General features: G+C 55.2%; 19 protein-coding genes. 12 read left to right on the plus strand and 7 right to left on the minus strand.

All coding sequences use genetic code 11. The features are described 5' to 3' along the window. The first annotated feature begins 10 nt into the window (after positions 1 to 10). From AABZ39_06885 to clpB, 3 genes are all read left to right on the plus strand, one after another. Positions 11 to 619 carry a hypothetical protein gene (locus AABZ39_06885; GenBank protein MEK6794483.1) on the plus strand — a complete coding sequence of 203 codons (609 nt, stop codon included), beginning with the start codon at positions 11 to 13 and terminating at the stop codon, positions 617 to 619. Between the two features lie 32 nt (positions 620 to 651). Continuing rightward, positions 652 to 1,701 (plus strand): signal peptidase I, encoded by a 1,050-nt coding sequence (lepB, locus tag AABZ39_06890; GenBank protein ID MEK6794484.1) that lies wholly within the window; start codon positions 652 to 654, stop codon positions 1,699 to 1,701. Between the two features lie 319 nt (positions 1,702 to 2,020). Beyond that, a complete protein-coding gene (clpB, locus tag AABZ39_06895) occupies positions 2,021 to 4,612 on the plus strand; it encodes an ATP-dependent chaperone ClpB (protein ID MEK6794485.1) in 2,592 nt (863 codons plus the stop codon). A gap of 17 nt (positions 4,613 to 4,629) precedes the next feature. Here clpB and AABZ39_06900 read toward each other — a convergent pair whose 3' ends face one another. The 6 genes from AABZ39_06900 to AABZ39_06925 form a co-directional block, all read right to left on the minus strand. Further along, positions 4,630 to 5,640: a hypothetical protein gene (locus tag AABZ39_06900; protein ID MEK6794486.1), complete on the minus strand. Its 1,011-nt coding sequence runs from the start codon at positions 5,638 to 5,640 to the stop codon at positions 4,630 to 4,632. Between the two features lie 10 nt (positions 5,641 to 5,650). After that, positions 5,651 to 7,024, minus strand: a complete 1,374-nt coding sequence (locus AABZ39_06905) for a S1C family serine protease (protein MEK6794487.1) — start codon at positions 7,022 to 7,024, stop codon at positions 5,651 to 5,653. Next, complete coding sequence (locus AABZ39_06910; protein ID MEK6794488.1) at positions 7,021 to 7,494, minus strand: MauE/DoxX family redox-associated membrane protein; 474 nt, start codon at positions 7,492 to 7,494, stop codon at positions 7,021 to 7,023. Before AABZ39_06910 ends, AABZ39_06905 begins: the two co-directional genes overlap by 4 nt. Further along, positions 7,491 to 7,949, minus strand: coding sequence for a rhodanese-like domain-containing protein (locus AABZ39_06915; GenBank protein MEK6794489.1), 459 nt, complete (start codon positions 7,947 to 7,949; stop codon positions 7,491 to 7,493). The genes AABZ39_06910 and AABZ39_06915 overlap by 4 nt, the downstream gene beginning before the upstream one ends. Further along, positions 7,946 to 8,944: a hypothetical protein gene (locus tag AABZ39_06920; protein ID MEK6794490.1), complete on the minus strand. Its 999-nt coding sequence runs from the start codon at positions 8,942 to 8,944 to the stop codon at positions 7,946 to 7,948. Before AABZ39_06920 ends, AABZ39_06915 begins: the two co-directional genes overlap by 4 nt. A 161-nt stretch (positions 8,945 to 9,105) precedes the next feature. Next, positions 9,106 to 9,630, minus strand: a complete 525-nt coding sequence (locus AABZ39_06925; protein MEK6794491.1) for a hypothetical protein — start codon at positions 9,628 to 9,630, stop codon at positions 9,106 to 9,108. Positions 9,631 to 9,840: 210 nt separating this feature from the next. Between AABZ39_06925 and glgP the strand changes: the two genes are divergently transcribed. The 9 genes from glgP to AABZ39_06970 all read left to right on the plus strand — a co-directional run bounded on the left by glgP (position 9,841) and on the right by AABZ39_06970 (position 20,715). Next, a complete protein-coding gene (glgP, locus tag AABZ39_06930) occupies positions 9,841 to 12,390 on the plus strand; it encodes an alpha-glucan family phosphorylase (GenBank protein MEK6794492.1) in 2,550 nt (849 codons plus the stop codon). Between the two features lie 41 nt (positions 12,391 to 12,431). Further along, positions 12,432 to 13,226, plus strand: a complete 795-nt coding sequence (locus AABZ39_06935) for a hypothetical protein (protein ID MEK6794493.1) — start codon at positions 12,432 to 12,434, stop codon at positions 13,224 to 13,226. Between the two features lie 296 nt (positions 13,227 to 13,522). Next, positions 13,523 to 14,509 (plus strand): CsgG/HfaB family protein, encoded by a 987-nt coding sequence (locus tag AABZ39_06940; protein MEK6794494.1) that lies wholly within the window; start codon positions 13,523 to 13,525, stop codon positions 14,507 to 14,509. Between the two features lie 9 nt (positions 14,510 to 14,518). Continuing rightward, complete coding sequence (locus tag AABZ39_06945) at positions 14,519 to 15,469, plus strand: hypothetical protein (GenBank protein ID MEK6794495.1); 951 nt, start codon at positions 14,519 to 14,521, stop codon at positions 15,467 to 15,469. Positions 15,470 to 15,767: 298 nt separating this feature from the next. After that, the gene (locus tag AABZ39_06950) at positions 15,768 to 17,144 is read left to right on the plus strand and encodes a hypothetical protein (GenBank protein MEK6794496.1); all 1,377 of its coding nucleotides are present in this window, start codon (positions 15,768 to 15,770) and stop codon (positions 17,142 to 17,144) included. Between the two features lie 3 nt (positions 17,145 to 17,147). After that, complete coding sequence (locus AABZ39_06955) at positions 17,148 to 19,088, plus strand: hypothetical protein (protein MEK6794497.1); 1,941 nt, start codon at positions 17,148 to 17,150, stop codon at positions 19,086 to 19,088. Positions 19,089 to 19,120: 32 nt separating this feature from the next. Further along, on the plus strand, positions 19,121 to 19,408 hold the full coding sequence (locus tag AABZ39_06960) for a GlsB/YeaQ/YmgE family stress response membrane protein (GenBank protein MEK6794498.1): 288 nt from the start codon (positions 19,121 to 19,123) through the stop codon (positions 19,406 to 19,408). After that, on the plus strand, positions 19,408 to 20,148 hold the full coding sequence (map, locus tag AABZ39_06965) for a type I methionyl aminopeptidase (GenBank protein ID MEK6794499.1): 741 nt from the start codon (positions 19,408 to 19,410) through the stop codon (positions 20,146 to 20,148). Before AABZ39_06960 ends, map begins: the two co-directional genes overlap by 1 nt. 147 nt (positions 20,149 to 20,295) lie before the next feature. Next, the gene (locus AABZ39_06970; GenBank protein ID MEK6794500.1) at positions 20,296 to 20,715 is read left to right on the plus strand and encodes a hypothetical protein; all 420 of its coding nucleotides are present in this window, start codon (positions 20,296 to 20,298) and stop codon (positions 20,713 to 20,715) included. A gap of 122 nt (positions 20,716 to 20,837) precedes the next feature. Here AABZ39_06970 and AABZ39_06975 read toward each other — a convergent pair. Continuing rightward, positions 20,838 to 21,264 (minus strand): DALR domain-containing protein (locus AABZ39_06975; protein MEK6794501.1); only part of this gene is annotated, 427 nt, incomplete at its 5' end.

Raw genomic sequence — 21,264 nt, forward strand, 5'->3', positions numbered from 1 at the left:
AGTTCCGGCGATGAAAGCATATTTTTTCATGGCAGCGGCCTTCATGTTCATACTGTCCTGCGGGACGAAGGGCGGTGAAGGGCTCATCGCGGGGAGCGGCAACGGCAGGAGCTATGACGAGGCGCTCTCGAATGCGACCATCGCGCTTTACCGGAGCGCGGCAAAGCAGGTGTCGTTCAAGGCGATACGAAGCGATATCCCCGCCGTTGAACGGCTGATACGCGGCACGAACGCGATACGCATTATGAGCAATACTATCGTCCATACGGTGCACGGCACGAGACATTCCGTGGATATCACGATGGACCGCGAGTCGCGCGAGCGGCTCAATCTGCTCGCGAAGTCGCTCATGCGCGACGGGTTCATCGATGAGAACACGGTGCGGGCGTACGGCATGGGGACGGTGAAGGACCGCACGCTCATGGACTCGCGGCGGAAATATCTTTCACGCGAGGCGGCGCTCATGACGGCGAAGGCGAAATTGAAGGTACTGCTTGCACAGCGGTACCCGGGTGCGGATGATGCGGTGCAGAAGGTGATAGCCGCCGCGGAACCGGTGAGCGAAACGTTCGACGGCGAGCGCTTCGAGATAATTCTGGAATTGAAGATACCACGATAGTGCAAGTCGTTTAATACTTAAGGAGAAAAGCGGTGCGTGAACTGAAAAAGATCATCGACTGGTTCATCGGCGAGTGCAAGGACTGGCGCGGCAATATCCGTTCGCTGGCCGAGGCCGCCGTTGTCGTCATCGCGTTGAGCCTTACGCTCTTGCAGAATTACATGATACCGACCGGTTCCATGAAACCCAAGCTCATGCCCGGCGACAGGCTTTTTGCCAACCGTTTTCTCTACGGCATGAAGGTCCCGTTCACCGACGGGCATGAGGGGCTTCGCCTCCCGAAGATAAAATTCCCCGCCCGCGGAGATATCATAATATTCCGCGCGCCGCCGTCGGCGAGCATGGCATGCGAGGGCGGTCGCCCGCTCTATCCGCCGTCGCCGCTCATACAATTGGTCAAAGAGGTCGTCGCGCTCGTGTGTCTCTCTCCGTTCGCCTCCGATCCGCGCATTACGATAGCGAACTATATCGGCGAAAAGGTGACCGGCGAGAGAATGGTGCCGATGATGGGACTGCTCGGCCTGAAGACATCGGACTGGGACCCGAAAAAGGAATATGTCAAGCGCGCCATCGGCGTTGGCGGCGATACGGTCGAGATCATTCGCAAGAAGATATATATCAACGGAGAGCCCCTCGATGACAAATGGGGCAATTTCAGTTTCGGTGACGGCATGAACGTACAGAGCCGTCCGATGCTTGAGATACCCGGGAGCATGCGCGATAATTACGGCCCGGTGTATGTGCCGAAGGTGGGAGAATCCATCGTCTTTACGCGTCTTTCTCAGGACCCGACATATGATGATGTACGGTCTTACAGCGTGAAGGTGAATGGAGAAGAAGTGCATTACGATTCGAAGAAGTGGCTTTGGGTGAACATTTACCAGCGATTCGCGTCGAACGCTGCGGAGTATACGTATCCGGTGAAGGAGCCTTTCTATCTCGCCATCGGCGATAACCGCAATGAATCATGCGATTCGCGATACTGGGGGCTTGTGCATTTCTCCTATATCAAGGGCCAGCCGAATATCATGTATTGGCCGATACAGCGTGCGATATTCCAAGGGTATATTTGGATACACTGAGCGGACGTTATCATGCCCTTCTATACTGAACTGATACATTTGAAGTCTGTCAATTGCTGAAATTGTATTGCGGGTGAACAGGGCTTCTTCGCATCCCTCGGCACCTACCTCGGCTGTTCGCCATCGGCTCACTGATAGATCGGGGCATCGGCTCGGGAAGCGAACTGCTTTTTAACATGAATATCTTGGCCGTTCCCTGAGCGGAGTCGAAGGGAACGTGGGGGAATTCAATAAAATCAACTTTTCATGCGTAACGAAACGATAGGGGCATAGCTCAGGTCGGCACACATCTTGCTATTGTTACAGCGAGAGGCCGACTATGCGATACGACAAACTTACCACGAAGGTCCAGGAAGCGCTTCAATCGGCGCATTCGCTTGCCGTGGAGCGCGGCAATCCCGAGGTGGACGATGTCCATCTCTTTTCGGCTTTCCTTGAGCAGGAGCGCGGGGTGATCGTTCCCCTCCTGAAGAAATTGTCAATAGACCCGGGGCTGTTGCGTACGGCGATAGCCGATGACATTGTACGATCGCCGCGTGCGGACGGATCGAACGCGCAGATAGCGCTTTCGGCGAGACTCTCGCGCATCCTTGTCCGCGCGGAGAAGATCGCCGGCGCCATGAAGGACGACTATACATCGAGCGAGCATGTGTTCCTCGCCGTGCTCGAAGTAAAAGAGGGAACGGTGCATGAGCGTCTTGCCGCACTCGGCGTACGTACCGACGCAGTGCTCGCTGCGCTTAAGGGGATCCGCGGGAGCGAGAAGGTCGATGATCCGGATGCGGAGAACAAATATCAGGCATTGGAAAAGTACACGCGCGATCTTACCGAGCTTGCACGCAAGGACAGGATCGATCCCGTCATCGGGCGTGATAATGAGATACGCCGCGTCATGCAGGTGCTCTCACGGCGCACCAAGAACAATCCTGTGCTCATCGGTGAGGCGGGTGTGGGAAAGACCGCGATCGCCGAGGGGCTTGCGCGGCGCATCGTCTCGGGCGATGTGCCCGAAGGGCTTGCAGGCAAGAAACTCGTCTCGCTCGATCTTGCCGCGCTCATCGCCGGAACGAAATTCCGCGGTGAATTCGAGGAACGGCTCAAAGCCGTTATAAAAACTATCTCGGATGCGGATGGATCGATCATCCTGTTCATCGACGAGCTCCACACCCTTGTGGGAGCGGGCAGCGCCGAGGGTGCCATGGATGCATCGAATATGCTGAAGCCGGCGCTTGCACGCGGTGAGCTTCGCTGCGTGGGCGCGACAACGCTCAATGAGTACAAGAAGCATATCGAGAAGGACCCGGCGCTTGAACGGCGATTCCAGCCGATCCTGGTCGAGCCGCCTTCTGCTGAGGATACGATATCGATACTGCGCGGACTTAAGGAGCGCTATGAAGTGCATCACGGTGTACGGATAGCGGACGCGGCGATAGTCGCTGCGGCAACGCTCGCCGACCGCTATATCACGGACCGTTTCCTTCCGGACAAGGCCATCGATCTCATCGATGAAGCGGCAAGCCGCGTGAAGATAGAGATAGACAGCATGCCCGAAGAGCTCGATACGCTCGCGCGCGACATCACCCGTTTGGAGATAGAACGCGAGGCGCTGAAAAAGGAATCCGATGCCGATTCGAAGAAACGTCTCGCCGAAATAACATCGACGGTCGCTGATAAGAAAGAATCGTTCTCTGCGCTCAAGGTGAAATGGGAGAACGAGAAGAAGATCATCGCATCCATGCGCGCGCTCAAGGAGGAAGTGGAGCATCTCAAATTCCAGGAGGCGGAAGCGGCGCGTGCCGGGGAGCTCGCCCGCGCGAGCGAATTGCGCTACGGGCTCATCCCGCAGAAGGAGAAGGAACTTGCGAGAATGACGGGAGAGATCACCGGCGCGAACACGCTTCTCCGCGAGGAGGTGAGCGAGGACGATATCGCGCGCGTGGTGGCGACGTGGACCGGTATACCCGTGAGCAAGATGATGGAGGGCGAGCGCGAAAAGCTCATCCGCATGGAGGAGGCGCTCTCTCTGCGCGTCATCGGGCAGGATGATGCCGTACGAAAAGTATCGGACGCGATACGGCGCAATCGCAGCGGCCTTGCGGACGAACATCGCCCCGTGGGGACGTTCCTGTTCATCGGGCCCACCGGTGTGGGAAAGACCGAGCTTGCCAAGACGCTCGCTTCGTTCCTCTTCGATGACGAGCGGAACATGATACGCATCGATATGAGCGAGTACATGGAGAAGCACGCGGTGGCAAAGCTCATCGGCGCACCCCCGGGGTATGTCGGTTATGAAGAGGGCGGCGCACTCACCGAAGCGGTACGGCGGCATCCCTACGCAGTCGTGCTTTTCGATGAGGTCGAGAAGGCGCATCCGGACGTGTTCAACATACTCCTGCAGATGCTCGATGACGGACGGCTTACCGATTCGCAGGGGCGTACGGTGAACTTCACCAACACCCTCATCATCATGACGAGCAATATCGGGAGCGATATCATCCAGGAGCGACAGGCGTCAGGTGATTACAGCGAAAAGGCGGTGATGGATGCCATCGAGTCGCTCTTGCGGACGAATTTCCGTCCGGAATTCCTCAATCGCATCGATGAGACGATACTGTTCCATCCGCTCATGAAGGATACGATAGTGCGTATCGCCGAGCTTGAGATGAAAAAGCTCGCTCGCCGTGTCAGGGATCAGGGTTACACGCTGTCGATCGCGAAGAAGGTGTTCGAGTATATTGCCGCCCTGGGCTACGATGTTCAGTACGGAGCGCGACCGCTCAAACGGACGATACAGTCGGAGATAATGAACCCGCTTTCAAAGGCATTGCTCGGCGGTGCGTTCGTGAAGGGCGATACGATCGCCGCCGACGTCGACGAGCGCGGGAAAGTATCGTTCAGCAAACGGGCATAACTGTCAAGGGATGACGATCAGCGGGATATGAGGCGGTCAAGGAACGCTTCCAGTTCGGTCTTGTAATGCCTGTCGCTTGCCGCGGAATTGTAGTAGTAATACATCGCGACGATCTGCAGGAGCGATTTCCCCATGCGGGAATCGGTGAAGGTGGCCGCGTCGGGAAGCAGATAGATATCGACGAAGCGCGAGCTTTCGCGTTTATTGTCGCGGGAATACCATACGGCACCGACATCGGCCGCTTTCGGGTCCGTGCCGCCCGATTTCCCGAAGAATCCCTTGAACGTTTTGGCGACATCGCTTTTCTTGACCGCGACGAGCTTGCCGCGTTCCATGACGGCGAGCATGCCTGCCTTGTCGTAATCGGACGCGATGCGTGCCTTGAGCGTCTTCACGACCTTCTCTTTCACATCCTCATCGGTGGGCGCCGTGTAATAGAACGTGTTCACCTGATACCATATCCCGTACAGCGAAAAGAACGTCCATGCGGATATTTCCCAATCCCCTTCCACGACCTTCCTGCCCGGCGAGGTTATCCAGTACTCCGGAACATCGAACCCGTATCCCTGGACATCGACATTGCGGAACGTGAGCGCCTCGAATTTCCCGCCCTTGTCCAGGAACTGGCGGTAATAGTCCATCGCTTTATTGCAGTAGAATTTTGCATAGTATGCGCGGGCGAAACGAAGGCTTTTTTCCTTTTCATCGGGTATCGTCTCGGCGGTCTTCAGCGCCTCGTCGAAGTTTTTTACCCCGATATACGCGTCCGCTAGTGCACTCGCACGGAGCAGCGGGGCGATGTTGGCGATGTATTCGGGTTTATTGCAGAGCTCTATTATCTGCTGAAAGTCATTGAGTATGAGGCTTCCCTTGATGACGGTCTCATAGTTCTTCTTGTCCTTCGATCCCATCTCGATTTGCTTCTTCGCGCGAATGACATCGCGTGTGGTGTCAAAGGCCGACGGGGCCGGTGTCTGTGCGCTCAATACAGCGGTGAGCGCGATGAGTACGAAGGCAATGCCTTTCATGATACAATCCTTAAAAAGAGATCTTTTTCATCGAGCCTTGGAACACCGCGCGACTCCCGAATTGATCGGGGCGTTTCGCAAAGAAGAGATCGAGGCCGTATTCGGAATCATCGAGCACTATCGAGTCGGGATAGATGAGCGCCGCCATCTGTGCGTTCTCGCGTATCGGTTCGGGAACGCCGTAGGGTTTCCCGGGCGCTATCTGCACGATGTAATCGCCTTCACCGTAGGGGCCTTCTTTTTTCTTCGCCCCGAAAAAGTACACCTTCTTTACCGTATAGGCGGTATGTGTCGGCGATATCGTCTCTTTTCCCACGTCGAAACCGAGGAAGAGCCTGCAGAAGTTCGGTATATTGAACACGGGCAGGAGCGGCCGTTCTGCGAGCGCTACGGTCGCTTGCATGCGTGAACCCTTTCGCAGGAGTACGACCGATGTCTGGTCGCCGACAGCCTTTCCGGCGAGGGCCTGATACATGTCGCTGTAGGAAGTAACGGCAACGCCGTTCACTTCGATGATGGCATCGCCGAAATTGATGCCCGCGTTTTTCGCGGGTGAATCGTCCGGAACGCCGAGCACGAAGAGCCCTTCCTGGGGTAGCCCCTCGGCAGGATAATTGAAGTCCTTGATATTGCGCAGTTCACGTACATAGACGCCGAGGAACGGGTACTGTACTTTCCCGCCCTGGCTTATCGACGCGAACGATGCGCGTACCATCGAGGCGGGGACGGTGAGCCCGACGCCGGCGCGCTTTGTGCCGGTCATGACATTGACGCCCACGATATTCCCGCTCTGGTCGATGAGCGGTCCGCCGAGGTCCTCGGGGACGACATCGGCGCTGAATTGTATGAAATTCTCGATATACGCGATGCCGATGCCCATGCGGCCGAGGCGCGATACGGTTATAGGAATGAGCGTCGGGGCGTTCCCCTCGCGGAAACCGCCCGCTATCGCGACCGCGTCCGCGGTGATGCTGTCGGTGGTGTCGAATGCGAGCATGTCGGGCGCTTCGCCGCTGTTAAGCTTGATGACGGCGACATCGATGAACGGGTCGAACCCGACAAGGGTCGCCCCGGATTGTTTGCCGTCCGCCATCTTCACCGTTATCGTTTCCGGGGAAGCGACAAGTGAATATGCGGTCACGATGAGACCGTCCTTCGAGATGAAAACACCTGCGCCGGTCGACGTGCCCCGGTCCATCCAGCGGCGGTATCCGTAGGTTATCCCCTTCGCTTTACAGGATATTGAAACAAGGGAGTTCTGTACCTTCTTCTGCATTTCTTCGCCGCCGGTGAAGGAAACGGTCTCCTGCCCCGAGAGCAGAGCGGCGAGGGACAGCACCGGAAGGAAGCGGAAGGTTCTCATCGATCGAAAGAATCGCGTCATTGTTGTTTTCCTTTCTCGATACGTGAATCGATCGCGAAGGCCTGGCGGGGAGCAAAGAACGGCGGGAGCGTGAGGGCGATGAAAAGGACATCCCTGAGGAACGTGGATATCGACAGCCGCTCCGGTATGCCGAAGAATTCGAAGCATCCGCAGTCCATATCGGCGCCGCGCACCAGATTGACCGTAATGCCGACGAGGAAGGCTGAGAGCAGAAGGATGAGCGCAATGGCGGTCGAACGCGTACGGAACCCGATGATGAACATGGTCCCGGCGATGAGCTCGAACCAGGGAACGAATATCGCTACGAGCGGCGTGAAGGCGTCCGGCATTATCGCATAGTTGGCGAACGTGTGCGCAAAGCTCACCGGGTGCAGTATCTTATCGACACTCGCGTAGATGAAGAGCGTGCCTATGAGTATGCGGCACGTGAGGGCGAGGAATCGATTGGTCGCAAGATCGGTGATCTTCATTGTTTCCGCTCCGACGGATAACCCTTGGCGTTCCATCCCGTCATCCCCGCGGTCATGATATAAATGCGCTTGCCCTTGAACGAGACGCCGAGCCTGTTGTGCGCGAGCTTATGGGACTTGTCGCATTTCTCATCGGAACAGTAGACGACCACCACCGGTGCGGCATCGATGCGGTCGTAGAGCGCCTCGGCGAATTCAAGGTAACGGTCCTCGGGAAGATTGACGGCACGCGGCACATGACCGGACACATATTCAGCGGGGGAACGGGCATCGATAAAGAAAGCGTTTTCATCGAACTTCACTTTCGCAAGCTGCGTGTTTATCGCTATGATATTGTCGTTGGGGGCACGAAGCTTGTACCCCGACGGGTAGAACGCGTTGAACACGCTCCCCGCGCCGAACGCGATGAGGGCCATTGCGACCAGGTCGATCATGATGGTACGGATCATCTTCATTTGATGTCCAGCCGCCGTTTTTCGAACGCCTTCATCTCACGCTGCATCTCTTCGCTCGCCCATGCGCGTATGGTAGCATCGTCCCTGCTCGTCGTATAATCGATATACTCGAGCGAGAACTTCTTCATGACGATGTTCGCCCCGGCGGTGAAGGCGGCGATGCCGACGCGATTGCCGTTGCCGCCGCTCGAGAGCACGTACACGCCGCCGATATCGACCGCGCTCATGTCGATGACCTCCCGCTCCGGCGATTCGTCGGGGTCTTTCACCGGCAGATACTGGTCATGCCCGCTCACGATGAGATCGATGCCCACACGGCGCTTTGCGAGCGCAACATCAAAATCATAGCCGGCATGCGAGAGGAGTATCACCGCCTTCGCGCCCTTCGCCCGTGCTTCTTTGGCGAACGCTGCGGCGGACTCTGCTGCTGCGGAAAGTACGACCGCATCCTTAATGTTCTGCTTTTGATAACGGAACGCGGTCTCCGCCGTAATGCCGATGACGGCGATATGTACGCCGCCGACGTTCTTCATGATATACGGCGCGCCGAAGGCGGTCGTGCCGTTCGCGGTCTTCAGTTTGACATTGGCGTTCACATACGGCAGTGTCGCCGCTTCGGAGAGAAAGTAGTCGACGCCTTTGCCGATATCCTGATCGCCCATGGCGATGGCGTCATATTTCAAGTAGCGATACGCCTGGAATATATACGGCTCTTTTATCGGTCGTTCCATGACGGTGCCGCCGACGGTCACGGTCTCTTTCAGATATACCGTTTCGATAGCGGACACATCGCCGGATTCGAGCAGGATGAAATTCCTGTTCTTCTTCCGATATTCAGAAAGGAAGTATCCGCGTTTGACAAGACCGCTTTTCGGGTTCTGCCGGCAGTTGCATCCGTCGAGATTCCCATTGAGCGATGATGTGAAGAGGACGGTGAATTCCTGACCGCCAAGGGGGATCACCATTGCGAGGATAATGCAGAACAGTCGATGCACCTTGCTCCTCCCAGAGTTTTTCCGGCCTTTGGACCCATGCCGGATACGATACATATTAATGTAGTATAGCCAATACCGGTGATTTCGTCAAGGGAATACAGGGGGTGCGTGGCAGGGGATTTCCGGGTGTTCGCGAGAAAAAGGTGATAGAGCGGCGCGGGCTAGTCTTTTTTCAGCTGCAGAAGGCGCTCGGCGATCTTTTTGTACGCGGGAGCGGTTTCCATCGATTTGAACAGGGGAGGGATGGGCTCTTTCTTAAGGCTGGTGATATAGAATTCGGCTACCGATATCGCTTCGCCCGTGTTCGACATGACATCGAGGAGGAACTGCATGTACGATAATGCGATGTCTGCGCGCTTCACATTATAGAAGTTGTAGAAAATATCGAATTTGTTCAATTCGATCATCGTCGGATTATCCTTGAGGAGCTCATAGCCCTCGGTCTTCCTGAAATCGAAGTGGATAGAGCTTATATAGTTCGATCGCGCGGCGGCGTAATTCGTAAGCGCGGTATGGCACTGTGCGAGGTTGTAATAGGTCTCGTATTGAAAGATGTACACTTTGTTCGAGAGCATGGTGTTATTGAGCTCGATGATGCGCGCATGGTCCGGCGATGGTTTCCCGAATTCCTCTTTGATCTGCCTGGTGAGCACCTGCGGTGTCGGGAGGTTTCTGGTACTGCGCATATATTCCATGTACGGCGTAGCCGCAAGAACGGCTGCTGCAATGAATGCGATGAAAGGTACATGCTTCATCCGTCCAGTGTACATCATCGAGGCGGTACGTGTCAAGGTGCGGATCGTTCATACAGGGGAAAAACAGGGCGTTCGCCTTGCACCGAGCACCGATTCCGGGTATAATCATCCCCGATCATCAAACGTCGTATGAGGAATACAATGCCGAATATCAAGAAATATCTCGTTTCGCCCTCCGTGCCGAAGGAACTCCTGCCGCTCAAGGAGATCATACACAATTTCTGGTGGACATGGAATACCGATGCGGTCAATCTGCTTCGGCGCCTGGACCGCGATATTTGGGAAGCGGCGCTGCATAACCCGGTAAAGACCGTCGGTTCGATATCTCAGGAAGGGCTCAATGCCCTTGCGGCGGATGAATCGTTCATGAGCGAGCTTGCGCACGTGCATACGGATATCAGGGAATATCTTGCCCGACCTCTCTACAACGGACAGAACGGCAATCCCAACGATATGTGCGTGGCATATTTCTCGTTCGAATACGGCATACACGAATCCCTGCCGATATATTCCGGCGGCCTCGGTGTTCTTTCCGGGGACCACCTCAAGTCGGCGAGCGATCTCGGTATTCCCCTCGTCGCGGTAGGGCTTCTCTACAGCCGCGGTTACTTCCGCCAATACCTCAATGCGGACGGCTGGCAGCAGGAGTATGAGATCGAGAATGATTTCTATAATCTCCCGATAGAACTGATACAGGAAGCTGACGGCAAGCCCTGCATCGTCGATGTCGATATGGCCGGGCGCAAGGTGACCGCGCAGATATGGAAGGCGGCCGTCGGGCGCGTGACGCTCTATTTCCTCGATACGAACATCGATGCCAACAGCCCTGAGGACCGCGTGCTTACTTCGCAGCTCTACGGCGGCGACCGCGATATGCGCATACGCCAGGAGATACTCCTCGGCATCGGCGGCGTGCGCCTTCTGAAAAAGATGAACATAAAGCCGACGGTCTATCACATGAACGAAGGCCACAGCGCCTTCCTCACGCTGGAACGCCTGCGCATGTATCTCGCCGAAGGGCTTTCCATCTACGAAGCATCGCAGCTCATCTACGCGACGAACGTGTTCACCACGCATACGCCGGTGCCCGCGGGCAATGATGTTTTTGCGCTCCCGCTCGTGCAGAAATATTTCAACGACTATATGGAGAAGATGGGCGTGAAATTCGACCGCTTCTTCCGCTGGGGGCGGCAGAACCCCGACGACGTGAATGAAGGGTTCTGCATGACCGTGCTTGCGCTCAACTGGTCGGCGCACAATAATGGCGTGAGCAGGCTTCACGGCGAAGTTTCGCGCCGTATGTGGCAGCGCGTGTGGCCCGATATCCCGAGAGAGGACCTGCCGATAGGACATATCACCAACGGCATTCATACGACGTCGTGGATATCGTACGAGATGCATGGTCTTTACGACCGCTATCTAGGACCGAAGTGGCGCACGTCGCCCGCGAAGAACGATGTGTGGAAGCGTGTCGCCGAGATACCGGATGCTGAACTCTGGCGCATACACGAGCGGCGCAAAGAGCGGCTCATCTCATTCGTGCGCGACCGCGTCAAGAAGCAGATGATACAGAAGGGGTACCCGCAGAGCGAGATAGAGGGCGCGGATTCGATACTCGATGCCGAAGCGCTCACCATCGGTTTTTCGCGGCGATTCGCGACCTACAAGCGCGGCACGCTCCTTTTTCACGATCTTGAACGGATAAAACATATACTCAATGATCGCGAGCGGCCGGTGCAGATAATCTACGCGGGCAAGGCGCATCCGCACGACAACGAGGGAAAGGAACTCATCCGCTACCTGTCGCAGATAGCCCGGCGCGATGAATTCCGCCGGCGCGTGGTCTTCGTCGAGGATTATGACATCAATGTCGCCCGCTATCTCGTGCAGGGCGTGGATGTATGGCTCAACAATCCGCGGCGTCCCGAAGAGGCGAGCGGCACGAGCGGCATGAAAGTGCCGGTGAACGGCGGCCTTAATCTCTCCATACTCGACGGCTGGTGGGATGAATCGTATAACGGCGAGAACGGCTGGGCCATCGGGCGCGGCGAGGAATACACCGATTACAAGCATCAGGACGAGGTGGAATCACGTGCGCTCTACAATGTCATCGAAAAGGACATTACGCCGCTCTACTACGACCGCACGCACAGCGAGATACCGCGCGGCTGGGTGAAACGGATGAAGGCTTCGATAATGACCGTATGCCCCGAGTTCAATACCGACCGTATGGTGGGCGATTATACGAAAAAATTCTATATACCCGCGCACAGCAAGGGAATGATGCTTACGGGAGAGAATTTCGACCGCGCGAAAAAACTGGCACAATGGAAGGAAGGTATTCTCAAGAACTGGGATTCCGTCCGTATAGAGAATGTCACGTCCGAATCGCCGGAAAAAGTGGAAGTGGGAATGAAGTATACCGTTGAAGCCCAGGTGAATCTGGGAGGGCTTACTCCCGATGCCGTCACGGTCGAGATATACAGCGGTACGCTCAATCGGCAGGGCGAGATAGTCAATGCCGCAACGATACCGATGGCAGCGATACGTGAATCGGGGAAGGGGAAGTGGCAGTACAAGGGCGAGATAGACTGCCGCAAGACCGGGCAGAACGGATATGCGGTGCGCGTATTCCCGGCGCATCCTGACTTGAGTTACAAATTCGAGATGAAGCTCATCATCTGGTCATGACAGTGAGTATTACCGGTTATAGAACACGGGGCTTACGCCCCGTGCTTTTTATCATTACGGCGGCAGTGCTGCTTGCCAAACCGTCCGAGCAGGGGCTTTTCTACGATCAAAGTGTCGGTGCCCAGATGAATCCGCTCGGGCTCGCTGTCGACAGCAGGATACTGTATCGCATTCCCCTCGGCAAGCCGGGGAATATTCTTTTCGAAAGCACGAAGATCGATGTGGGGTTCCAGAACCTGTTCACGCCCGCAGACGATCTCATGGCGCTCTACTGTACGATCGAGCCGATCGCGGTGTTCGATGTGACGGCGCGCGTGGGCTTTCTTGAACTCTTCAAGCTCCTCGGTTTCGGTTTCATCCGTCTTTCCGGGCCGACGGCGCGCTACGACGGCGATGCGACGAGCGGCATCACGCAGGAGCATCATGCGGGGCTTTGGGCGTCCATTGCCCCGCGTGTGAAGATTCAGGTGTGGAATTTTATCCTTGCCCATACGCTGACCGTGAACTATTTCGATATGTTCATCACGAACTACTATTTTGAGCGGCATACCGATTCGGTGCACAGGGGTACGGACTTTGATATCAACAATGATTCGTATCTCTTCTATAAGATATCTGATCTTCTCATGGTCGGCGCCAATAATTTCTGTCTGAACGTGCCGTCCACGGGCTATGTCTCGGACCGTGTATCCGCGATGCTGGTATTCACCCCGACACTGCCGTGTTTCTATGATCTTTATGCGGTCATCATGGCGGGGAGCTTTGTCGTCGATCATTACTATGTCGGAAAGCTCTATCTGGCGGCAATGGTCGGTTTTACGATCAAGATGTTCTAGCGGGCGGCCCTTCGGGCGCCGCGCCGAGAGAGTGCGATATTTTTTCGGACTACGCGACGGGAAGCGGTCAGTATTTGACATTTACCCCCCCCCTGCTATACTGATGCCATTAGGATTTAAGCTGATGAACAATAGTGAGACGGATGGCCGCATAGTATTTTGATGTGCGTGAGGAGGGGTTGGTGCTCGATCGAATACAAGTGCTATCAATGGACAAAAAACAAGTTGTGTGGCCCGTTCTTTTTTTGTGCATGGTATCCTCGTGCTTCGCCGTCGAAACAACGAATGCCCAGCGCATGAGGGTCGGTGTGATCGATTTTCTGCCGAAAGGCGTTTCTGCGATGGAAGCATCCATTGCGAGCGATATATTCCGCCAAGAGCTTGTTCGATCCGGAAGATACGACGTTCTTGACAGGAAGCATATGCAGCAAGTCCTTACTGAGCAGGAATTCCAGCAAAGCGGCTGCACAACGTCGGAGTGTGCGGTAAAGATCGGGAAGGTCCTTAATATGCAGTATATGTATTACGGCATAGTCATGAAAACAGGATCGATCATGTATGTCTCGGCCGAGTTGATCAATGTTGAGACAAGCAGGATCGAATCGTCGGCACGGGTAGAAGTGAAAAGCATTGAGGCGCTTGAAGGCGGGATACGCGGTCTTGTCGAAGAGCTCTTGCAGCAGCGCATGGCAAAACAATCCGGGGCGGTTGAGGAATTCCTTCTGTCCCATGAAGGGCTCTATCTCGGCGGCACTGTCGGGCAGTTCTTCGACACGGTGTTCACAAAATACTATGGCGTATTTTACGGCTTCGATCTATGTGAGAAAGTGCGCCTCTTCGGGCATCAGAGCGATGTAATGAAATGGATCGGCATCGCTGGAGTGACCGGTGTGATAAGCTTCGGCAACAGTCCTGCGTTGACGCAGCCGGCGTATCTGTTCATGATCGAACCGTATGTCAGCCCTTTCCTCGGTATCGATCTGCGATTCGGAGCCGTATCGATCGGCATTGCTGCGGACACATCAATGCCCGTACTTATTACCGGGGCCGGGGTAGGGAATGTTCCATATACGATCTATATGTTGATGTGGGGGGTCAGTGCCAGTTCGTGTATAAAATTGCAACTCACTGATGGTGTTGGTTTGTTCGCCAAGATCCGTGCCACGTATATCATCCTGTCGGGGACTGAGCATACGCTGAATATGATGTCGGCAGGCGGTCCAATGCAGGGAAGGTCAAGCATGTACGGAACATGGCAGGCCTCTGCCGGATTCGTATTTTAGGAGTTGATCATGAAGCGAATATTTTGTTCACTTGTCCTTGCTTCGTATGCAATGTTGACCATAGGATGCTCAACATCGATAATAAATCCATTCACTCTTCTCAACGGCGCTCTTCCCGTCGAACCATATAATGACAGCATACCAAAATATCAATTTACCGTGCTGTCCAATTACTCCTGGATATCAGGGTTTCAGGCATATTCATGCTGCTCTGACGGTACCTATGTCTGGCTGCTTATTGTCGGTGCCGGCGATTATCGTCCCGGATATGCGATAACAAAAAGGCAGCTCGTGAACGGGAATGTCGTATGGACCAATGCATATAAGATATCAAATGATACTATCATGGCTGTTCTTACGAATAATCCGCCAGCGACAACGACGCCTAATATCGGATTTACCGCTATTACATACGACAATGGCATGATATACGCGGTAACGCCATGGCAGAACGATACACGGATATATAGATTGTCAGCGAATGACGGCAGTGTTATCGACTATATCAGCAAATATTCATATGCATCATATGGGGTCGGCGTCCGTTCGAACGAATATTGGACAATATATGGAACGCTTGAATTTCCTTATTATAAGGGCCTTTCCGGTGTTGCACGTACAGGCGCTAACGGCATAATAGATATGTATTTGGAGACCGGCATTATCGGGAAATTCGAAGGCACAAATAATTCCTTCAGCTACGGAAGTACGTGCGCAGTACTGCCAGGTAACGGATCATTGTCGATCGCAAAGAACTATGATTACGGGACGATCTCAAAATATTACCTATATAAGATCAACTCGAGGACCATGAAATATTCGGAATGGGCCGTGCCGTTGGTCACAACAAAGGCGGGTTTTTATAGTACAATAAAAGGCGCCTCGTTTTGTGCAGTGGGAAATGATTACCTTTTCTTTGCCCGCGATTCGGACAGCGTGTTGTCGTTGATCCGCGAATAATCCCGGCCTCCAACTATAATTATATAGAGAACAAGGGGTCATGACCCCTTGTTCTCAGCGATTCAGTGATGTTATATTGATCGTTCTCCTATCGATGCAAAGGATTGGTATTTTCGCAACAGTCTGGCGGCAAAGCCGCAATGGGATGGCGATTTGTGCAGCCCCAGTTACAGCCGCGGTGCGCGCAGCGCGTCCCCCAAACCCACCGATTTCCCCCCAAAAAACCACTTAACATATCATATTTATCTGCCGATAATCCAAATACGGTGCATTATCCTTTGCTGCCGAGGAGCGCTCTATGGACATGAGAACCAGAGTACAGCGATTCGCCATTACACTTGCGATAACAGCCCTGTCGCTGTCCATCGTGTTCTTCGGCATGCGCATCGCCGTCGATTCCATGATGCCCTCGCGCAATCCCCTCGTCGTGTTCCTGCATGATTATCTTGACCTCGTGAACGCGAGGGTCGGTGATACCTTCGCAAAGGTGTTCAACATCAACGGCGGAACGGTGGCGACGTATCAGCTCAATCTTGTCAAACAGACGTTGAACGACTATCTCTCGGTGATACGGTTCCAGGAAGAGCGCATGGTGGGTGAATACCCGCTCGCACAGCGTCCCGTTGCCGCGCTCTCCGATGATGAAATAGAGGCGCTTAAGCGCAAGTTCTATCTCATGAGCGTCGAGAACCCCTATATCAAATCGCTTACATTCTTCGGCATGACCGGCGATATGCTCCTGCAGCTCTATCTCGAAAAGGGATGGAGCATTAAGCTCAAGGAATCGCTCATCCGCGAGGTGCGCGAGAAGAAGATGATGATACTCCATTCGGCGACGGAGAATATGCTCTATTGCCTCGCCTATCATAAGACCGCGGGGGGCGAGTTCATCGCCTGCACGCGTACGGACAAGAATTTCCTGTTCGATATCATCGCCTACTACCAGCTCGCCGACCGTACGTTCTATCTCTCCGACGGTCATAACGTGAACAAGATGATCGTGCGCGAGGGCGAGTCGTCGGCGTACAATATCATCAGCATCATCGGGAAATTCGCCAAGAACGGACCAATGGCGACGATAGGCTTTTCCGATGTGCCCGGCCTTACCGTTTCGGTGTCCGGCCGTTCGTACAGCACCATCGTCACCTTTGTCGTTCTGTTCATCACTGCGCTCCTGATCGCCGTTATCCAGCAGCTTGTGCTTTTCCTTGCCGGCATGGCGCGCAGACATACGTTCGCCCCGGAGCACGTGCCCAATACGCCGGCGCCTTCCCCTGCCGGAGGTGTTGCGCATACGATCGAGCACATCGACCTCGGCATGGAAGCACCCGTGCATGCGGCGCGTGAGGCGTTCACCCCGGTGCTTTCTCTGGCGGGCGGCGGGAAAAGCCGTGTTGAGCGGCATCGCATCGTCTTCGGGGAAGGTGAGGGGAAACAGAACGCTTCGGCAGAAAGCGCAGGGGTGATCGCATCGGACGCGGTCGCGGCCCCGGAGGAGAAAAAGCCGGAGCACACGTCGATACAGGAAGTGTTCGCCAAATTCGACGAGGCGCTAAGCCGCATGATACAGCGCGATCCCATCCTCAGCCGTTCCAAACCCGTTGCAAATGCCTCGGAATCTGCTACAATCCCCAAAGCGCGTTCGAACGATTCGGTCACTCTGGGGAATGCGTAGGTTATGCCGCAATATTATAGAGTACTTCTGTTATCCGCTCTCGGAATAGTCGCGAATCTCCTTATCATCCTCGGCTTTGTGCTCTTTTTTAAACACGAAGGACTGCGCATCAATTATGCGCGCTACAATCGGCATATGGTGCCGCTCGCGAACGCGGTGGACGCCGTTATCGATGCAAAAGAGCGCAAAGCCCGCGCGGTGTTCTCCCGCGCCGAACTTCCGGGGGCGATAGAAGCGTTTTCCCGCGGCGGTGCCGCTGCACGGAAGATAAAGTCAGCGGCCATGAATGAGATCGGTTTTACCGCGATATCGTTCTTCGACGCTCGCGGCGCGCTCCTCTATTCCACGGCCCCGGACATAGAGAAGGGAAGGGGCATCGGGCTCAAATCATGGTACGGCGCCTTCGACCGTCATGTCAAGGAAAGCGGTTTTGTCGCCATCGATGCGGAAGAGCATGCGATAAAGATAGCGTATCCGGCCGTGAGCGACGGCAGACGCACGGGCAGCGTCGTGTTCGATGTCCCCAAGCGCGCCGTGTTCGGCGATCCGTCGAAAAGCGTGTATTTCCGTTCCGTTGAATTCACTCCCGCCGGCGTACTCCTTGTGCTCAAGAACGCCCCGGTGAGCATCGAGGATGTGCCTCTGCTTACGCGTGCGCTTACCACGGATGCAGTGCAAAGCGAGCGTCCGAAGCTTCTCCCCGCGTTCCGGGAGCGTGCGCTCATGAACTCTGCGGTCATTGCCGTCGCATCGCGTACCTATCCGTCCGTTTCGATAATGATCGCGGTCAAGCGCATTCTCCCGCTCACCTATGCGCTTTTCATCGTGCTCGTGCTCCTTTTTGTGCCGCTCATATTCTTCTTCTTCACCCTCGTATCGCATCTCATGCGCCTGGGCGATTATAAGGCGCAGGAAGAAAGCGCCTTTACGACCGATGTCGATACTGCCGAGGAGCCGATCGACGTATCGTTCACGGCGCATCCGGTCGAGGATTCCTATCAGGCGCAGATGCGTTCGCTCCCCGATACGATAGCGGTCAACCGCATGCGCGATACCGACGAGGAGAAAGCACCCGCCATCAAAGAGTCGGATTATTTCTCATCCGATAAGGCATTCACGCTGGAGACCATGGACAGGGATTTCCTTGTGCCTGACCTGCCGACGGATGTCGAGGTGGCGCGCGTTGAGATACCGGATGAGGTCGCCGATGCAGCGGACGTTCGCAGAGAACCGCCGACGCTCGAGCCGGAGTATCCGTCGGTGATACCGGAATTCGCCATTGATGATGATGTCATCGGTGAAAAGCCTTCCGATGATGTCGTTGTCGATATCAGCGACAGGCTCCCCGAGGGCGCGCTCGATGAGCTTCCGGCGGACGAGCCTGCGGAGATAATAAAGGTCCCGGACGATTATTTCGGAAAAGAGCCGACGACGGCACGTGAAGGGCTTTCCGATCTCATCTCCGATGTGAACGGCAGGGATGCGGGGGAAGAGGACGGTGCCGTGGAGCATGTGCCGCATCATGACGATGAGGGCGCCTGGAGAACGGTCATCGACGATTTTGCCGCACGTACGCTCGTGTCGGTATCGCTCATGGATATCATGGAAAGCCTCGAGCGTGAGCTCAGTGTGAGCGCGAAGAAATGCCTCATGCTCGAGAAGACCGAGGCGGGGATGTTCACGGTGACCGAGGCGTTCGATATCGAAGAGGCGACGCGTACGGGGTTCACCATCGACCCCGAAGGCGCGTTCTATCAGAGCATGCTTTCGAAAAAGAAGACCGTATATATCAAGTCCAATCCGTTCTCGTACGAGGGGCTTGCCGCCACGATAGGCGAGCGTGACAAGGCGGACACCGAGCGCATGCTTTTCATGCCGGTGTTCGATGACGGCGGGGATATAAAGGGCTTCTTCGTCCTTATGAACGCGGCCCCCAAGGGCTGACAACTCGATGACCAACTGCTGACGGAGGATCTATGATCGATACAATGCTCGTTGTGCTTGAATTCGTGCTTCTCATCGCGTTCGGCGGCGCGTCCGGTTTCGTGCTCCTGCGATTTTTCAAGGTGCAGACCCTCGGTGCGCATTGGGGGGCCATCATTGTCGGTGTTATCGGCGGTTCCCTCGGCACTTTCCTCGCCTTCCATCTCAAGGGGCTGCTCGCGTTCATGCATCTCTATCACATGGACGTGCCCGCCACCATACTCGGCGCCATCATCCTGGTGAAACTCTTCAATCTCGTCACCCCCGCATCGTATAAGTAATGTCGGTCAAGACCGCGGAAGAGATCAGGAATATCCGCATCGCCGCGGCGGTCGGCCGGGAAGCGCTCATCATCGCAGAGAAGCTTATGCGTCCGGGGACGCGGGCGAATGTCATCGATGAGGCCGTCGAACAGCATCTTAAGGAGCGCGGCGCGACCGCCGCCAATCGCGAGGTGAACGGCTACGCGCATGCGTCATCCATCTCCCGATGGAACGAAGTAGCGCATGCCCCGCCGGTAGCGACGAAGATATTACGCAACGGCGATGTGGTCGGCGTCGATATCGGCGTGAAGTTCGAGGGTGTATACGCGGACGTGGCCGAGACCTTCGCTGTCGGTACGCTGCACCCGCAGGTGCGGTCCATGATGGACGCCTGCAAGTCGGCGCTCACGCACGGCATCCATGCGCTCACACCGAACGGCCTCCTTTCGGTATACGGGAGAACGGTCGCGGAGTTCGCAGCCTCCCACGGCATCAGCATCATGAAAGGGCTTACCGGTCACGGCACAGGGCGCGCATACCATGAGCCGCCGCATGTATATAATTTCTATCACCCCGACAATGACATCGCACTCGTGCCGGGCATGGTGTTCGCCTTCGAACTTCTCGTGAGCACGCGCGATTATCCCCTTACGCTTGCGCGCGACGGGACGACGATACTCACCGGCGACGGGAACCCCTCGGCGCATTTCGAGCATACGGTGCTTATCACAGAGAGCGGTCCGGTGATACTGGGCTGAGGGCTTGCGGTAACACGTTACCGAGTTCATCAATGAGGGTATTGTACGCGGTGCACATGGTCTTGTATTAATTTCATACTTGTTCTCAATAAGTGGATCCCTTATTTTGCTTAACTTTCCCCCGATTCTTCCGATATGTTAAGTACCATGAGATATTCCCATGTTACGATAAAAGGCGAAAAAGCGGCGTATATGGATATAAAGTCCGCGGTATCGCTTTCCGGTTACGGTTCGGGCATAGAGCGCGATGCGCCGCTCATGATGGATGATCAGGTGCGCCGTGTGATGCGTTACAGCGAGGTCGTATATCTCAATATGATGAAGCGCGCCGTGTCATACATCGGTTCGCCGTCGGAGAACCGTCTTACGCGTGAAGAGATACTTCATGCCGTGCTTCGCAATCGTCTGCATCTGACCCTGCGCGACCGCGTGTACTATATCGATCCGGAAGAGAAGAAGGCGATACCGCCCATACCTGCCGACCATGACAATAAAAAGATACGCGGCTATACCGAATATGTCCTTCATTCGATAATATCGCATTATTTCCATTATAACCGCAACTAGCGCTTAGAGAATGTCGCGAAAATATCACGTACTGACAGGCATGCGCCAACGGTCGTACAATAGTGATTAGGAACGAATAGAACAAGGGGTCATGGCCCCTTGTTCTATATTTTTCGCGACTGTCACGGTTGTTTTACTTTCTTCCATGTGGCGCCGTTGGGCGTGTCGAATATTTCAATGCCCATCGCTTTCAATTTGTCGCGTATCTCATCGGAGCGTTTGAAATCCTTCGCCTTCCGTGCAACCGCACGTTCCCTGAGGAGCGCTTCTATCTCCGGTGCTGCGCTTTCTTCCTTGAACGTGAGGCAGTCGAGTATGCCGTTCACATCGGTGCGGAAGAAGTCGAGTATTGACCCTGCGTCTGCTTTGGTGACGGATGAGAACGATGCGTTCACCTCGCGGATGAGATCGAACACCGCGCCGAGCGAGCCGGCGATGTTGAGGTCATTGCCGAGGTTGTCACGGAACGAGGTGCGGGCGTCCGCGAGTTTCGCCATGAGCGCATCGTTCGCGCTGCCCTGAGCGGTGACCGCGCGCAATCGGAATATC

It is taken from the genome of Spirochaetota bacterium (assembly GCA_038043445.1).
Lineage (GTDB): Bacteria > Spirochaetota > Brachyspiria > Brachyspirales > JACRPF01 > JBBTBY01.

Bases quoted from the DNA above. Each gene is read 5' to 3' on its own strand.
- map (MEK6794499.1), top strand. From the start codon at position 19,408: ATGTCGGTCAAGACCGCGGAAGAGATCAGGAATATCCGCATCGCCGCG.
- AABZ39_06950 (MEK6794496.1), top strand. From the start codon at position 15,768: ATGGACATGAGAACCAGAGTACAGCGATTCGCCATTACACTTGCGATA.
- AABZ39_06940 (MEK6794494.1), top strand. From the start codon at position 13,523: ATGAGGGTCGGTGTGATCGATTTTCTGCCGAAAGGCGTTTCTGCGATG.
- AABZ39_06900 (MEK6794486.1), bottom strand. From the start codon at position 5,640: ATGAAAGGCATTGCCTTCGTACTCATCGCGCTCACCGCTGTATTGAGC.
- AABZ39_06915 (MEK6794489.1), bottom strand. From the start codon at position 7,949: ATGAAGATGATCCGTACCATCATGATCGACCTGGTCGCAATGGCCCTC.
- AABZ39_06945 (MEK6794495.1), top strand. From the start codon at position 14,519: ATGAAGCGAATATTTTGTTCACTTGTCCTTGCTTCGTATGCAATGTTG.
- glgP (MEK6794492.1), top strand. From the start codon at position 9,841: ATGCCGAATATCAAGAAATATCTCGTTTCGCCCTCCGTGCCGAAGGAA.
- clpB (MEK6794485.1), top strand. From the start codon at position 2,021: ATGCGATACGACAAACTTACCACGAAGGTCCAGGAAGCGCTTCAATCG.
- AABZ39_06905 (MEK6794487.1), bottom strand. From the start codon at position 7,024: ATGACGCGATTCTTTCGATCGATGAGAACCTTCCGCTTCCTTCCGGTG.
- AABZ39_06955 (MEK6794497.1), top strand. From the start codon at position 17,148: ATGCCGCAATATTATAGAGTACTTCTGTTATCCGCTCTCGGAATAGTC.
- AABZ39_06970 (MEK6794500.1), top strand. From the start codon at position 20,296: ATGAGATATTCCCATGTTACGATAAAAGGCGAAAAAGCGGCGTATATG.
- AABZ39_06960 (MEK6794498.1), top strand. From the start codon at position 19,121: ATGATCGATACAATGCTCGTTGTGCTTGAATTCGTGCTTCTCATCGCG.
- AABZ39_06910 (MEK6794488.1), bottom strand. From the start codon at position 7,494: ATGAAGATCACCGATCTTGCGACCAATCGATTCCTCGCCCTCACGTGC.
- AABZ39_06925 (MEK6794491.1), bottom strand. From the start codon at position 9,630: ATGCGCAGTACCAGAAACCTCCCGACACCGCAGGTGCTCACCAGGCAG.
- AABZ39_06885 (MEK6794483.1), top strand. From the start codon at position 11: ATGAAAGCATATTTTTTCATGGCAGCGGCCTTCATGTTCATACTGTCC.